14 protein-coding genes are annotated in these 15014 nt (G+C 37.3%); 6 read left to right on the top strand and 8 right to left on the bottom strand.

Annotated features, from left to right (window positions below):
* Positions 1-16: 16 nt before the first annotated feature.
* Positions 17-2548 carry a T9SS type B sorting domain-containing protein gene (locus tag RM706_RS13160; protein ID WP_311352301.1) on the bottom strand — a complete coding sequence of 844 codons (2532 nt, stop codon included), beginning with the start codon at positions 2546-2548 and terminating at the stop codon, positions 17-19.
* 103 nt (positions 2549-2651) lie between these two features.
* Positions 2652-3104 (bottom strand): Rid family detoxifying hydrolase, encoded by a 453-nt coding sequence (locus RM706_RS13155; RefSeq protein WP_311352299.1) that lies wholly within the window; start codon positions 3102-3104, stop codon positions 2652-2654.
* A gap of 77 nt (positions 3105-3181) precedes the next feature.
* On the opposite strand from RM706_RS13155, the gene RM706_RS13150 reads away from it, so the two are divergent.
* Both RM706_RS13150 and RM706_RS13145 read left to right on the top strand, forming a co-directional pair.
* Entirely contained in the window at positions 3182-4687 is a 1506-nt protein-coding gene (locus RM706_RS13150) for a helicase HerA-like domain-containing protein (RefSeq protein WP_311352297.1), read from the top strand.
* Positions 4688-4717: 30 nt separating this feature from the next.
* Positions 4718-5266 (top strand): hypothetical protein, encoded by a 549-nt coding sequence (locus tag RM706_RS13145; RefSeq protein ID WP_311352295.1) that lies wholly within the window; start codon positions 4718-4720, stop codon positions 5264-5266.
* A gap of 241 nt (positions 5267-5507) precedes the next feature.
* On the opposite strand, the gene RM706_RS13140 is transcribed toward RM706_RS13145, so the two are convergent.
* Entirely contained in the window at positions 5508-6008 is a 501-nt protein-coding gene (locus RM706_RS13140; protein WP_311352293.1) for a winged helix-turn-helix transcriptional regulator, read from the bottom strand.
* Positions 6009-6036: 28 nt separating this feature from the next.
* Here RM706_RS13140 and RM706_RS13135 point away from each other — a divergent pair, with 28 nt between their 5' ends.
* Positions 6037-6873, top strand: coding sequence for an alpha/beta fold hydrolase (locus RM706_RS13135; protein ID WP_311352291.1), 837 nt, complete (start codon positions 6037-6039; stop codon positions 6871-6873).
* Positions 6874-6933: 60 nt separating this feature from the next.
* On the top strand, positions 6934-7359 hold the full coding sequence (locus tag RM706_RS13130; protein ID WP_311352289.1) for a VOC family protein: 426 nt from the start codon (positions 6934-6936) through the stop codon (positions 7357-7359).
* On the opposite strand, the gene RM706_RS13125 is transcribed toward RM706_RS13130, so the two are convergent.
* On the bottom strand, positions 7360-7992 hold the full coding sequence (locus RM706_RS13125) for a DUF2306 domain-containing protein (RefSeq protein WP_311352287.1): 633 nt from the start codon (positions 7990-7992) through the stop codon (positions 7360-7362). It lies immediately after the preceding gene.
* Between the two features lie 4 nt (positions 7993-7996).
* A complete protein-coding gene (locus RM706_RS13120; protein ID WP_311352285.1) occupies positions 7997-9727 on the bottom strand; it encodes an alpha/beta hydrolase-fold protein in 1731 nt (576 codons plus the stop codon).
* A 135-nt stretch (positions 9728-9862) separates the two neighbouring features.
* Here RM706_RS13120 and RM706_RS13115 point away from each other — a divergent pair, with 135 nt between their 5' ends.
* Complete coding sequence (locus RM706_RS13115; RefSeq protein ID WP_311352283.1) at positions 9863-9991, top strand: hypothetical protein; 129 nt, start codon at positions 9863-9865, stop codon at positions 9989-9991.
* Here RM706_RS13115 and RM706_RS13110 read toward each other — a convergent pair.
* From RM706_RS13110 to RM706_RS13100, 3 genes are all read right to left on the bottom strand, one after another.
* Positions 9988-10878 carry a bifunctional 5,10-methylenetetrahydrofolate dehydrogenase/5,10-methenyltetrahydrofolate cyclohydrolase gene (locus RM706_RS13110; protein WP_311352281.1) on the bottom strand — a complete coding sequence of 297 codons (891 nt, stop codon included), beginning with the start codon at positions 10876-10878 and terminating at the stop codon, positions 9988-9990. The two genes, RM706_RS13115 and RM706_RS13110, sit on opposite strands and share 4 nt — an antisense overlap.
* A 48-nt stretch (positions 10879-10926) precedes the next feature.
* A complete protein-coding gene (gene ffh / locus RM706_RS13105; RefSeq protein WP_311352279.1) occupies positions 10927-12255 on the bottom strand; it encodes a signal recognition particle protein in 1329 nt (442 codons plus the stop codon).
* A gap of 167 nt (positions 12256-12422) precedes the next feature.
* On the bottom strand, positions 12423-14195 hold the full coding sequence (locus RM706_RS13100) for a hypothetical protein (protein WP_311352277.1): 1773 nt from the start codon (positions 14193-14195) through the stop codon (positions 12423-12425).
* Between the two features lie 117 nt (positions 14196-14312).
* Between RM706_RS13100 and RM706_RS13095 the strand changes: the two genes are divergently transcribed.
* Entirely contained in the window at positions 14313-14813 is a 501-nt protein-coding gene (locus RM706_RS13095; protein ID WP_311352275.1) for an RNA polymerase sigma factor, read from the top strand.
* Positions 14814-15014 lie beyond the last annotated feature (201 nt).

Raw genomic sequence — 15014 nt, 5'->3', positions numbered from 1 at the left:
TGTCGAAAGTTCAAAATTATTGTTTCAAAGTAAAATGTCCGTTTCTTCTTTCTAATGAACCTTCTCTAGTGACCAACTCCAATACATACCAATAGTCTGATGGCGGCAATAACCTTCCATTGTAAAAACCATCCCAACTCCCAGTTAAGGCGCTCTTTTGAGCCAACAACTTACCATAGCGGTCATAGATAAACAAGTTTCCACTTTGATAAAAATTTTCGGTAATTCCTAAGACCTTCATTTCATCGTTTACAGTATCGTTATTTGGAGTAAAAAACTTTGGAACACCAACTATACCAACCTCAAACTCATCCGTGCCACAACCATTTAGGTCAACGGCATATAGCGTATGCAGCCCAGGTTCTACATTCACAAAAATTGGTTCAAGCTGGTAAGGTCCGAAGGGACTGTCCAAAGCATACTCATAGTTTCCAAGCCCTAGTTCACCATTGTTATTTTGTATAGTAATGGTTTGCTCATTACTGTTCACAACAATAAGTTCAGATGAAAAAATTGGTGGTCCTGATTCTATTACTGTGAATAAAACAAACTCAGAACTACACCCATTTGCACTAATGGCAGTAACACTATAATTTCCTTCATCCGATATATTTATTTCTGAACCGTTACCAATCATTTTATCATTTGAATTAAACCAACTATATTGATATTCAGCTTGAGGATTTAATGGTGATATCTGTACGAAATCTTCTGTACAAAATTCATATTCATTTTCAAGTTGAAAAATTGGCAAGGGTAGAACGCTCAATAAAAGGTGTTCTCCGACCCCAAAGCAAGTGCCAGTTTCCTCATCATCGACCCTAACAAATAACATCTCTGAAAATGGTGTTGTATTTAAATAGGACGATGTATTTAAAATTTCGTTCTGTTTTAAAATTGCATCATCATTTGATTTAAAAAAAGAAACGGACAAGTTTTGACCCGCAGGAAATTGAGCGCGTAACGATTCTTCTGCGACCTCTAAATCAAACACTGCAATTCCATCAGTTTCATCAATATCGCATGTTTCAAGTTCAAATAAAAAATCTGTTGGAAAAGAGGTTGTTGATACTTCTAAAAACAAGTTTCCAATGGTATAGCAATAATCACCAGTTCCTTCAATTCTAAAAAAAACTTCATTGGCCAAAGCCAAGCTATTATTAAACATTGTAGCTGATTGAAGGTTTGTATCGTTTTCGGCATCATCCAAAGTCAGATGAAAGGTAAATGTGTAATTGGTAAAATCAGAGTTTATTAATGACAAATACTGTGTTAAATCAAAATTGGTAAATCCGTCTGAAAGACCGTCTTCATCGCAATTTGTTATTGTAAGTCCATTATTGATTGTTGGAATTAATTTCACAATTGCTTGCACTGCCGTTCTTTGACCGCTCAAGCAACCATCAACCGATGCCAAAACATAAAAAGTTTCATCTTGAACCAACCATGGAGTTTCAAAAACCTCACCACTACCAATTGGAACTCCACCTGATGCGCTTTCGAACCAAAACAATTCTCCAATAGACCCACGAGCTTCCAATGTCGTTGTACCTGGTCCACAAATTTCGTTCGGGAAAGTTTCTACAATTTTAGGTGTCGTTAATTTCGCGCTTGCGGAAAGATTTATCACTGGATCACCAGGGGTTCCACCATATTCGACCACATAACCCTTAGGTTGATAATCGCCACTTGGCTCTCCTGTAAGTCTTAGGTCATTCCACGAACCTGGAATCCCGATACCTGGAGCGGTTATATGAACATAATCTTCATCCCCAAAATTGTTGGGTTCTGCAGTATTCCAAAAAGCAAAGCTCGGTGATGTTCCATTAATTCCCCCATTCCAGAAAACATCCCCTGTTTCGGGCCCTGTCATCCAACGCCACACGCCTTCTTGTTCCGAATCTGAACCTCCTATCCAACCCGTTCCAGAAGCCTGTTCACCTGATAATTGTGCTTCAGCTTGCGAAGTAATGGTCGCCAAATACCCTTGCAGTCCAAAAAACATACGGTTCTCCGCTGCTATTCTTGCATCATCCCAAGAAATTCCTACGAAAGGAACATATTCATAATAATGGTCTGTCTGCGGTAAGTAGTTGGCACTGCCCACAGTCAATGAAAAAAACTTTTCTGCCGTAGGATTATCAGATGAACTTTCAAATACCACATTCTGCACGGCAGGTATTAAATCAGCATATAAAATTGGTCCACCGATTGTTCCTCGAAATATTAATTTCCCTTCACGGTCATTCCAGCTAGTCGTAACGCCCAAATTTGTTCCCTCTAATCTTAAAATATCACTACCGCGCTGATAACCTTCTGATATTTGAATAGAAAATTGGTCAATTCCAATATCGTCAACATCTATGATATCAAATGCGGTTACTATCGGTATCGTTGCACCTGGGCAATATAACTGGTCCCCCTCTGCAGTAACTACCGGTGCGCTATTATCTTGAGCATTAACAAAATTGAAGAAAAGAAGCACCAGTGGGATAGGCCTGCCAAAAATCTTTACAATAAAACTAATAAGAATTTTTAGCTGTTCCAATTTTCTTCTCCTTCAATTACCAAGTTTAAAAGGTCGTAAAACCAAACCTGTTTGACAAGTTTGACTGTTAAGTTGGATAAAAACTCGGTGAGTTCTATATTTTTTACTTCACCGCGATTACATCTATTTCGATTTTAGCTCCCGCGGCTAAGCCGGCAGCGGCAAAGGTCGTTCGAGCCGGTTTCTTTTTAAAGTATTTAACATAAACTGAGTTGAAGTCTCTAAAATCATCAATATCGCTCAGTATAACGGTACACTTGACGACATTGTTCAAATTTAGTCCATGGTATTCCAAGACCCCTTGTATGTTCTTGATTACCTGTTCCGTCTCACCTTTGATACCACCTTCGGCAAGTTTACCTACTGTTCTATCCATTCCTATTTGCCCTGCTAAAAAGAAAAGGTTCCCTGCTTGCACTGCTTCACTAAAGGGAGCCGAAGCACGAGCTGGGTTTTCAGGTTTATGAAATATAATTTCCGTTTTCTCTTGCGCATGTGCTCCAGTAACAAGCATGTATGCAAATAATACGATGGCCAACTGTGTTTTAATTTTCATTGTATTCTATTTTTTCTAATGTCTTGAATCTTTTGTCTTCTACCAAATTACCCTATTTTTATCGGAAATTGAATGCAATGAGCAATAAAGAAAAATTCTTTGCCCATATTGAAAAAGGGTATACCACAAAAGGTGACTTCATTACAATGGGCGCAGGAATGGTTGATGGAGAAACCGTAACAAATGCCTATGTCAAAGTACCTTTAAAAACCCTAAACAGGCATGGTTTGATTGCTGGTGCAACCGGTACGGGTAAAACCAAAACACTTCAAGTTATTGCTGAAAACTTATCAGAGAAAGGTATTCCTGTATTGTTAATGGATTTAAAGGGAGACTTAAGTGGTATTGCAAAAGCGAGTCCCGGTCACCCAAAAATCGATGAACGACACGACGCTATAGGGCTTCCTTTTGAAGCAAAAGGTTTTCCTGTTGAAATCATGTCTTTGTCAGAGCAGAATGGAGTTAGACTTCGTGCTACTGTTTCAGAGTTTGGACCTACTCTACTATCAAGAATATTAGATTTAACGGTTACCCAAGAGGGTATTGTTGCAGTGGTCTTCAAATATTGTGATGATAACAAGCTGCCTTTATTGGATTTAAAAGATTTTAAAAAAGTCTTACAATATGCCACTGGTGAGGGAAAGAAAGAGTTTCAAAAAGATTACGGTAGAATTTCAACAAGTTCTACGGGCACCATCCTCAGAAAGATTATTGAGCTAGAACAACAGGGAGCAGATTTGTTTTTCGGAGAAAAATCTTTTGATGTAGAAGATTTGGTTCGAATAGATGAAAATGGTCGTGGTTTCATCAACATCATCCGCTTAACAGATATTCAAGACAAGCCAAAACTGTTTTCCACTTTTATGCTAAGCCTTTTGGCAGAAATCTATTCTACTTTCCCGGAGCAAGGGGATAATGACCGGCCAGAGTTAATCTTATTTATTGATGAGGCTCATTTAATTTTTAGTCAAGCAAGCAAAGCCTTATTAGAACAAATAGAAAGCATTGTAAAATTAATTCGCTCAAAAGGCATTGGACTCTATTTTGTTACTCAAAACCCTACTGATGTTCCTGATGCAGTATTATCACAACTGGGGCTTAAAGTCCAGCATGCTTTGAGAGCATTTACTGCCAAAGACCGTAAGGCTATAAAACTTACTGCAGAGAATTACCCGGATTCCGAATTTTACGATACCAAAGAAGTTTTAACCTCATTAGGTATTGGAGAGGCATTAATTTCAGCCTTAGATGAAAAAGGGCGTCCAACCCCATTGGCAGCAACCATGTTACGCGCACCTATGAGTAGAATGGATGTGCTAACGGACAAAGAACTAAAAGAAACCTTAGGACAATCAAAGCTTATCAAAAAATACAATGATGAGATTGACCGCGAAAGTGCTTATGAAATTTTAAATGAAAAAATTGAAAAAGCAGAGAAAGAGGCGGAAAAAGAAAAAGCCAAGCCAAAAACACGTCGAACCTCAACAAGAAAAAGTACTCGAATGAACCCTGTGGTCAAGGTTTTAACCAGTGCAACCTTTATTCGAGGTGTACTTGGCGTTTTAAAAAAGGTAATTCGCTAACTAATTTAGTATTCTCCCTAAAAAAACAGTATGAATAAAGTACGTATTAGTATTATACTTTACCTATTACTCTTGGTAATTGGGTGTACCGAAAAGGACATCACCTTCTTAATTTCGGAAAATTCGATTGGTCGGTTGACTTCAACTTCAGAGGTAGAAGCAATAAGTTCGGTTTTTCTTCAAGATTCCATTGTTAGAGATACTTTAAAATCAAAAATTGGCTCTTCCTCTAAAAAAATCCAAATCTTTGAAAAAGGAGGTTTACCACTATTGCTTTTAACACCGAGTACCGATAGTATCCCCACCATTGAAAATGTTCAGATTCTTGACCCAAGGTACAAGGCTGAAAATGGCATTGGACTACTAAGTACTTTTAAGGACATTCAAAGTAGTTATACCATTAAAAAGATTGTAACCACTTTGAATAGCGTTGTTATCTTTCCAAAAAACAGCAACCTCTACTTTACGATTGACAAAGCGGAGCTACCTACTAATCTTAGGTATACTACCTCTAATATTGAAGCGGTGCAAATTCCAAATGGGGCCAAGATTAAGTATTTAATGCTTGGTTGGGATTGATTGTAGCTACTAAGAATTGAAAAAAGTCATCATTGACTTTAGTTAATTAACTTATAAGTAGTACCTTTTTTTATACCGGTTTTCTAGACGCACTTTTTACGATATCAATGAGAATAGTTACAAATGGATAGGAGAATGTAAGCAATAAGTGAATGGAAAGGTAAATATGTCGTTATCTGGGAAAAAGGAAATGATACTTGGAAAATGTCCCCTGACATTTGGAATTCAATCAAACAGTAGGCTACAAATCGCCAAAACTCCCATACTTACTCCTGTTCGCGATTACCTTAGGACTATTAAGGTGCATCCATTCCGTCAGTTCCAGTAATTTTTCTACATAGTTTTGGCCAAACTCTGTTAAGCTATATTCTACCCGTATGGGAACCTCAGCATATGCCTTTCTTGAAATATAGCCATCTGCCTCCAAAACCTTCAATCGCTGGCTCAGCACTTTGTTTGAGATGCCGTACACAAATTTTTTTAATTTATTAAACCGCAGAACAGGGAAATAACCGAGCCAAAGAATGATTAAAACACTCCACTGATCCGATGCAACTGACATCACGTCACGAACAGGACAAAGCTCTGGTGGGTGTTTGTAATCAATATGACCAAACATTTTTTCTAATTTTTTTGTCATCCTAACCTTCTGATTATCAGTATTAGTTTCCATATCAATACCAAGTTTTTCCTTAGCCACCTCTTTTTTCTTAGAAAAGGAATATGTATTTTTAGTTTCCAATAAAGAGTAAGTTACAAAAAGTAACCATATGAAAAAAATACTGACCAAAATCATTCCACTGGCATACGGTAAACTTTTTAATTTTCGTGTCTTTTTTGATCCACGGGGTACTGCCATAAAAGCATTTGATATTTTCTGTACGATAAGAAAAGGTAAAGTACTACCAATTCAAAAAGACTTTTTGGACGCTGCCAAAAACGAAGTGGAAAAGGTGAATGAGCATTTAGTGCAATCATACCGATGGAAAGGCAATGGTGATACGGTACTTTTAATGCATGGCTGGGAAAGCAATACCTATAGGTGGCGAAATCTCATTAAAAAACTCATAGAATATAATTTCAATATTATTGCGTTTGATGCCCCTGCCCATGGGTATTCGACCGGAAAGCGCTTGCATGTTCCTTTATATTCCATTTCTTCTCGGCATATGTTAGATAAGTACCAACCAAAATATGTAGTTGCCCATTCGGTGGGCGGTATGACTATTTTGTACGACCATTTTAAAAACCCAAAATCGTCGGTAGAAAAAATTGTCACCATCGGCTCCCCATGCGAATTCTCTCAATTTATGGACCAATACCAAGGTCTTTTAAAATTTAATAGTAAGGTGCGTATGGCTATGGACAAACGTTTAAAAGAATGGCTTAATTTTCATTTTCATGAATTCTCAAGTGCTCGTTTTGTAGCTCATAATACCAAAAAAGGACTGCTTTTTCATGATGAAGAGGACCTTCAAGTACCCTTTACAGCCTCTAAAAATGTACATGAACATTGGAAAGGGAGTGAACTAATAGCTACCAAAGGCCTTGGGCATTCAATGCACCAAGAATCGGTCAATGATCAAATCATAGAATTTTTAACATAGGAATTGTAAAGAAGGGTACAATTCTTATTTTTAACCAACTTTTTACTTAATTCAGTTCTTATGAATTCAATTGTCACCCCCTTTCACATCGCTATTCCTGTTTATAACCTCGCTGAATGCCGTACATTTTACCGTGAGGTATTGGGTTGTGAAGAAGGCCGTAGTAGCAACCATTGGGTAGATTTTAACTTATTTGGTCATCAAGTGGTCATACACTATAAACCTAAAAGTGGTGAACAACTACATGCGAATGCTGTTGATGGCAAAAACGTGCCCGTGCCACACTATGGAGTAGTTTTACCTTGGGAAACCTTTGAATCTTTCTCAAAAGACTTACAAGCTAAAGGCGTTGAATTCATCATTGAACCTTATGTACGTTTTAAGGGTGAAGTTGGTGAACAAGCTACCATGTTTTTTTTAGACCCTGCGGGTAACGCCTTAGAATTCAAAGCCTTCAAAGATATGGGACAGTTGTTTGCTAAATAGTCATCCTAAAACAATACCCTTACGCCTCACCCAGAAGTAAGCGAAAATCATGTTAGGCACCCAACATAGCCAAGCCACTATCTTGTAAGCGGGCAAAAAAGCTCCAAACGCCAAAGTTAATAAGGGCAACCATATTCGTAACGTAACTGCTGCAAAACAGGCAGCGTAGCTATAGATCATCATACCCTGGTGCAAAGAAACATCCCCTTTTCGAATAGCAAAATAGGCCTTGCCAGTCGTATAAAGCCAAACCAAGCCCAAGCCTAGAAAACCAAGCATAGTAATATATCCGCCAGTTGCATAAAAGGCGATATAAACCCCACAAATACCGCTTATTAATACAGAAACACTATAAATTTTTCCAAGATTTCTGTGAAGCTGCAAACGTTTGACCCTTAATTTTTTGCTAAACTGTGACCAGCCCGTTAGCAGGGCTAGACCTCCAAAAGATACATGTCCATAAAACCCGATATTCCAAATAGAATTTGCTAAAAGCTCAGCACTTTTAGATTGCCGCAAGGCGAACTCTCCTTCTTGAAAAGCCTGATAAATGTAGCCTAAAGGGTATAAGCTCACCCCAATGGCCATAAAGGCAAATACAAACCAAGCAACCTTATTTGAGGTGTTCTCCATATTTTTATTGATACCTCCAGCTTTTTAAATCCGCATCTTTTGGGGCACTCTCCGCAATGCGTTTCATAATTTTTGGCACGTACATGCTATTGTAGCGCATTCTAGTGATATGGTTGGGCAGTTCTGGATCTCCGTTCCAGCAATGTTCGGCACGATCACCATATAATACTTCTCCACCATAATAGGGATTTGTGGTCCGTTCCAAAAAGTCTTCCATCAAATAAACAGCATTGTTCAAATAGTAATTATCCATATCGCCGCAATAAATATTGATTTTACCTTTTAGGTTTTCACCTAATTTATCCCAATCACGTTCCAAAATATGGCGTAAATCATAGTTTTCTTTCCAATAATTTGCCACTTCAGGATTAATATCACCTGTCACCTTATCCCAAATCCTTTCTGGGTAACCCTCATCATTTTGTGGGGAATAAGTAGCTTCCCAAATATCCCATTGTTGTCCAGACCTAGATTTTGTGCCTAAAACCAATTCTAAATGGTTTTCCTCTTTTAAGGTTGACGAAATATTGCCCAGATAATCACGTCGCGCTGGTACTTCTAATTTCTTGTTCTCACTTTTATAGAAATAAGCATTTTCATCTTCGTAAATGTTTGTTAAGCAATATGCCCTAAAATCTATAGGGTCGGGACAGGCAGCAAAACAACCATTGTATTCTTTGGGGTATTTTACTTGAACGGCCAAAGCCTCCCAACCACCCGTAGAACCTCCATATAAAAAACGAGACCATCCCTCGCCTATTCCTCTAAATTCTTTTTCAATATGGGGAATCAATTCGTAAGTTATCGCGTCTCCATAAGGGCCCTGACTGGCTGAATTCACAGCATACGAATCATCATAATAAGGTGTCGGATGCTGAATTTCAATAATTAAAAACCTTGGAAAGTCAGGTTCGTTCCAACGCTTATAAAAGTCATAGGCCTCTTGTTGCTGAATAATATTGTACCCCTCCACATCAAAACGGGCAGAATATTCTGGTTTTGTATCTGGATTTGGTGGAGTTGTTCTGAATCCTCCAAAATCTGATGGGAAATGGCCTTGAAAAACCATTAAGGGATATTTAGCTTTAGGATGATTCTCAAAACCTTTAGGAAGTAATATATGAGCCCCTAAATACATATCGCGTCCCCAAAATTTAGACAGTTTTTCCGATTTAATCTTAATGTGTTTTATCCACTCTGTATCCTCTGGCTCTTCAATCGGCGGTATCACCTTATCCATTGAAACACTAAGATTTTGAACTCCATTAGCACCTATAGTGATTTTAAAGGGTTCGCTATAAAGATTTCCTGGGGAACGATTCCATTGTTGTCCTTCACCATTATCCATAGGTAGTTTTACTGTATGACCGGTTGCGAGGTCAAACGTTTCATAAGTGTGCAGTAATGCCTGTACGTAATATTCTCCTTGGGGAACATCTGCCATGCTTGTATAAGGAAATCCAAATACCGAATTGTCAAAGACAAATTCATCACCCGGTTTCATTCCCTCTACATCCATTCCAAAAATTAGTTGTGTGTCCAATCCTGAATTGATTTGAAAACGTGGCTCTTTTTCATTATTTGTAGAAAGCATTAAGAGCAATCGACCGTCCAAAGTAGAGTCGCTAGTAATTTCTGAAAAAGACACCTTAATACTATTTTCATGATTTTTTTTAGAAGTACATGACAAGAATAGAAATATGGTCATAAACGGAACAAGTAAAAATCTTTTCATAATTGGTTGGATTTAGTATCAAAAGATAGCGATTTTAAATTTCATTCCAAAAAGAGCTCATCCCATACTAATAGCTTAATTAATAACGTTTTATATATTAATAAATAGTAGGCACTGCTATTAAAACAAAAACAGATGAAAAGGAAATACCTGATAATTACTACGCTATTCATTTCCATTATCCTAATAGGTTGTACGAATGATGAAGGCGAGCAAGATGTTGAGATTTTAACTCCAGACGAAGAAACTCAGGTGGAAAATTAAGAACTGTTTCTAGCAGTGTGACGCGCTCTAGCAATCAATGTATTTTTCAATAGCATGGCAATGGTCATTGGTCCTACCCCACCTGGTACAGGAGTTATGTGCGAAGCCTTCTTACTCACATCCTTAAAATCAACATCGCCGGTGATATAATATCCCTTTTCCCTTGATTCATCTGGTACTCTAGTGATACCAACATCTATAATTACTACACCATCTTTCACCATATCTGCTTTTAAAAAATCAGGAACGCCAAGAGCAGATACAATAATATCGGCATTTCTGGTAATTGAGGCCAAGTCTTTTGTTCGACTATGTGTTATGGTTACGGTAGAATTTGCTGCCTTGCCCTTTTGACTCATTAAAATACTTATAGGGCGACCAACAATATGACTACGCCCTATAACAACCGTGTGCATACCCTCGGTTTCTACATCATATCTTCGCAACAACTCCATGATTCCAAAAGGTGTAGCGGGTATAAACGACTCCATATCCAAAGCCATTTTTCCAAAATTGGTAGGATGAAACCCATCAACATCTTTATCGGGGTCAACTGCCATTAACACTTTCTGCTCATCAATATGCTTTGGCAATGGAAGTTGTACGATATAGCCATCTATATCTGGATTTGTATTTAATGCATCTACTTGTTTCAACAGTTCTTCTTCAGTTGTTTCTTCAGAAAGGTGTATTAAAGTAGATTCGAATCCGATTTTTTTACAAGAACGCACCTTACTACCAACATAGGTAAGACTGGCCCCATCAGTACCTACCAAGACTGCCGCTAAATGAGGAACTTTTTCTCCATGTTCCTTCATCTTTGAAACCACTACAGTGATTTCATCTTTAATATCATTGGATATTTTCTTTCCGTCTAAAATTTCCATGTTGGTTGTGACTATTTTATAATTGTTAAATCAGATTACTTGTTATAATCACTTCATATTTTGCATCATTTGCATCATCTTCTTGCCTCCACCGCCTTGCATCATTTTCATCATCTTGCTCATTTGATCAAATTGCTTTAATAACTGATTTACATCTTGAACAGTACGGCCACTACCAGATGCAATTCTTTTCTTTCGACTTGTATTTAACTTATTCGGATTTGATCGCTCATCAGGAGTCATAGAATGGATAATAGCTTCTATATGCTTAAAGGCATCATCATCAATATCAAGTCCTTTTAAGGCTTTGCCTGCGCCAGGAATCATGCCCATTAGGTCTTTCATGTTCCCCATTTTTTTGATTTGCTGAATCTGACTTAAAAAGTCATCAAAACCAAAACGGTTTTTGGCAATTTTCTTCTGAATCTTTCGAGCTTGCTCTTCATCAAATTGTTCTTGTGCACGTTCAACAAGTGAAACCACATCTCCCATGCCCAAAATACGATCTGCCATCCTTGATGGATAGAAAACATCGATAGCTTCCATCTTTTCTCCAGTACCAATAAACTTAATGGGTTTATCAACTACCGATTTAATTGATATGGCAGCACCGCCTCTGGTATCACCATCAAGTTTGGTCAAAATGACACCATCAAAATTTAAAATATCATTAAACGTTTTTGCCGTATTTACCGCATCTTGCCCTGTCATAGAATCAACTACGAACAAAGTTTCTTGTGGTTTAATAGCTCTATGAATATTGGCGATTTCATCCATCATTACTTCGTCTACCGCCAAACGACCGGCTGTATCGATAATCACCACATTCGAACCTATTGATTTTGCATGCTTAATACCTGCCACAGCAATTGAAACTGGGTTTTTATTCTCTCTATCAGAATAAACCTCAACCCCGATTTGTTCCCCAACTACATGCAACTGATCAATTGCAGCAGGACGATAAACATCACAGGCTACTAGCAATGGTTTTTTGGTCTTCTTATTCTTTAAATAATTAGCCAGTTTACCAGAAAAAGTAGTCTTACCAGAACCTTGTAAACCTGACATTAATATAACTGATGGACTGCCCTTTAAGTTTAACTCTTCGACATCACCACCCATTAATTGCGTAAGTTCATCCTTGACAATCTTAACCATCAATTGCCCGGGTTGTAAGTTGGTCAGTACATTTTCACCGAGGGCTTTTTCTTTAACCCTATTAGTGAACTCTTTTGCAATCTTAAAATTGACATCGGCATCAAGCAATGCGCGTCTAACTTCTTTTAGGGTTTCTGCTACATTTATTTCGGTGATTTGACCATGTCCTTTGAGTACATGTAGGGCCTTATCTAACTTTTCACTTAAATTATCAAACATGGGCTTTCATCATTTTTGAAGAAAGACAAATTTAAGAAATACCTATGGATTGTGGTATTGCGTAGAACTATAAATCTAAAGAAGAAAATTTACATACTAGACTAAAAGAGAAAAGGACAGCTTTGGGGAAAGCTGTCCTTTTCAGAGTTGATGTGGGGCAAAAAAGATTACATTTTTTTCTCGAAGACCAGCTTCTTAAAGTTGACATTTTCATCTTCGTAAACCAATTCAATACGATCTGCAGACACTTCAGTGATATACCATGCTTCTGTTAATTCTCCAAAAGTATCATCATCACCAAGGTTTAGGTAAAGCTGAAGGTTATCTCCGTAACCTCTTAATACTCTCCAGACGCCAGCTGTTATAGGGTCATCGTTCACAGATACCTCAACTTGATTGAACATAGAGAAGCTAAAGTCCATTCCTGCAAAATTTTCTGTTCCGTTTTCTCCTTCATTATCATATATGGCAACATTCCATTGTCCGCCCAACATAATATTTCTTATCTCAGAGACATCTCCGTCACCAGCACTGGCATTACATACTCGCTGTAATACTAGCTCGTAACCAATTTCTTCAACCTCGAACCTTAAACGATTATCATCTAAATCCCTTAATGGCCAATTGAAGTTAACAGCTGGTTCAGAACCAAATTCTATCAATAAAGACAATACTTGCTCATCATTATAACCAATTTCCCAAGTACCTTCACCTGTTGTGATTCCATCACTTAAAGTAGCAACACCTTCAGGCAAGAATTTGAATTCAAAACCTAGCAACCTTCTGACCTCTTCATTCTGCAATTCTACTTTTCTAATAATCCATGCACATTCTTTTAAGATTTCTCTCAAAGTATCTGGATCTTCATTACCATTTTGATCATCATCGCAATGTTGTCTTAAGATAATTCTATTACCTTCGTCATTGTATAATTTAATTGTATGTTCGCCAATCTCATAAACCAACCACTCTAAAGTGAAGTCTACTAAAACATCAAACTCAAGGTTTAAAAGAATTCCATGGTCCGAAACTCTGGTTGCCCATTCACCATTCAGAATATTGCCCATCCTGTCTTTAACTGTTACTGCACCATCCTCTGTGAAAGTCATTAAATATTCAAGATACTGATCCGTTTGATTTAGACCATCGCGTTTGACTTCTCTGACTTCCCATGGGCATTCCACCAAATAGGCATCTAATCTTTCTTTAGTGAAATCATCATCATTAAAATCATCATCATCATCTTCATCACAAGCGTCTTTTGCCATTTCAATGGCATTTGCAAGCTCTCCATTGCTATCCACGACTAGTTCTGTACCATCCGCTTTCTTTAAAGTCACAGGAAAGTCAATGCTAATAAGCTCATTATCATCACGTTCTTTAAAGAACAAATGCAATTCTCTATCACTGTTTACAGTTACTGAACCTGTTTCTTGTTCATTAATATCGAAAGTGAACAGCGTTATAGGATAAACAAAATCAATACATTCAATATCATCATCGTCTCCGCCTTCCAAACATTGCGCAGCTAGTTCTCTAAGTGCTTCCTTGCTTTCAATAACAAGTTCAGAAAAGTCACCTAAGGTGATGGTTATTGGAAAAAGGATATCCAATATATCTTCATCATCTTCGAACTCGTCAAAAATTTCTTCAATTAAATGAAGGTCTTCTCTAGAATCAATGGTAATTTGAATTCCACCAACTTCCACAGTATAAGGGAATTCAATAGCCAAACAACTTGCACCATCAACAATATTGTCAAAAGATCCATCATTCGATGCGGTATTTGTTATTAAATCAGCAGTTGTAGAACTTGCTGTTATAGTTTCTTGTTCATTTACTTCGCCACCCACTTGTTCAAACTCTTCTTGACAAGCGGTAAACATAAGGGCCATTATTAAAAGGCCAATGCACATTAAATTATTGATTAAATTTTTCATAACGATTTGGATTATTTTTTTGTTACTACAACTCTAAAACAGTTTTCATAAATAAAACCCTACCTGATTTTTAATTTTTTTTAAAATATCTTTGAGAAACCAAGCAAATAGGCATACATGGACAATGTTTGTGAAGAGCAAACCTTCAGCTCAGTATTTAAAGCCAATTCTAAAACGATTTTCAATTACATATATTATAAGTATGGTAATGAAGAAAAAGCACATGATGCTGTGCAAGAGGCTTTTGTAAAGCTTTGGGAAAATTGCTCCAAGGTTGCTCCAGAAAAGGCAAAATCATATTTATATACGGTTGCTAACAATTTGTATTTAAATGTTCTTAAAGCTGAAAAGGTGAGAATGAAATATGCCGACCAACATTCTAGCACTATTTCAAATGAGTCTCCAGAATTTGTTTTGGAAGAAAAACAGTTTCAGAAAAAATTAGATGATGCCTTAAACTCCCTACCTGAAAATCAACGTACTACTTTTTTATTAAATCGAATAGATGGTAAAAAGTATGCAGAGATTGCCGAACTGGAAGGCGTAGGTGTAAAAGCTATCGAAAAACGTATGCATTTGGCCTTAAAAACATTGCGGGAGAAAATAGATGGAATATAATGTTAGGTGTTAGGTGTTAGGTGTTAGGTGTTAGGTGTTAGGTGTTAGGTGTTAGGTGTTAGGTGTTAGGTGTTAGGTGTTAGGTGTTAGGTGTTAGGTGTTAGGTGAAAAAATAACTTTTTTCCAAATTCAAAAAAATTCAACCTAATACTTAGGTTTTGAACTTGAGTTTGATCTTTAAATTTGAGCTTGTGTTTGATA

The organism is Croceitalea rosinachiae (assembly GCF_031846445.1).
GTDB classification, from domain to species: Bacteria; Bacteroidota; Bacteroidia; order Flavobacteriales; family Flavobacteriaceae; genus Croceitalea; species Croceitalea rosinachiae.
This window is presented reverse-complemented; position numbering and strand designations above follow the sequence as displayed.

Coding starts and splice junctions, on each gene's coding strand:
- RM706_RS13155 (WP_311352299.1), bottom strand. CDS start 3,104: ATGAAAATTAAAACACAGTTGGCCATCGTATTATTTGCATACATGCTT.
- RM706_RS13150 (WP_311352297.1), top strand. CDS start 3,182: ATGAGCAATAAAGAAAAATTCTTTGCCCATATTGAAAAAGGGTATACC.
- RM706_RS13145 (WP_311352295.1), top strand. CDS start 4,718: ATGAATAAAGTACGTATTAGTATTATACTTTACCTATTACTCTTGGTA.
- RM706_RS13135 (WP_311352291.1), top strand. CDS start 6,037: ATGAAAAAAATACTGACCAAAATCATTCCACTGGCATACGGTAAACTT.
- RM706_RS13130 (WP_311352289.1), top strand. CDS start 6,934: ATGAATTCAATTGTCACCCCCTTTCACATCGCTATTCCTGTTTATAAC.
- RM706_RS13125 (WP_311352287.1), bottom strand. CDS start 7,992: ATGGAGAACACCTCAAATAAGGTTGCTTGGTTTGTATTTGCCTTTATG.
- RM706_RS13120 (WP_311352285.1), bottom strand. CDS start 9,727: ATGAAAAGATTTTTACTTGTTCCGTTTATGACCATATTTCTATTCTTG.
- RM706_RS13115 (WP_311352283.1), top strand. CDS start 9,863: ATGAAAAGGAAATACCTGATAATTACTACGCTATTCATTTCCATTATC.
- RM706_RS13110 (WP_311352281.1), bottom strand. CDS start 10,878: ATGGAAATTTTAGACGGAAAGAAAATATCCAATGATATTAAAGATGAA.
- ffh (WP_311352279.1), bottom strand. CDS start 12,255: ATGTTTGATAATTTAAGTGAAAAGTTAGATAAGGCCCTACATGTACTC.
- RM706_RS13100 (WP_311352277.1), bottom strand. CDS start 14,195: ATGAAAAATTTAATCAATAATTTAATGTGCATTGGCCTTTTAATAATG.
- RM706_RS13095 (WP_311352275.1), top strand. CDS start 14,313: ATGGACAATGTTTGTGAAGAGCAAACCTTCAGCTCAGTATTTAAAGCC.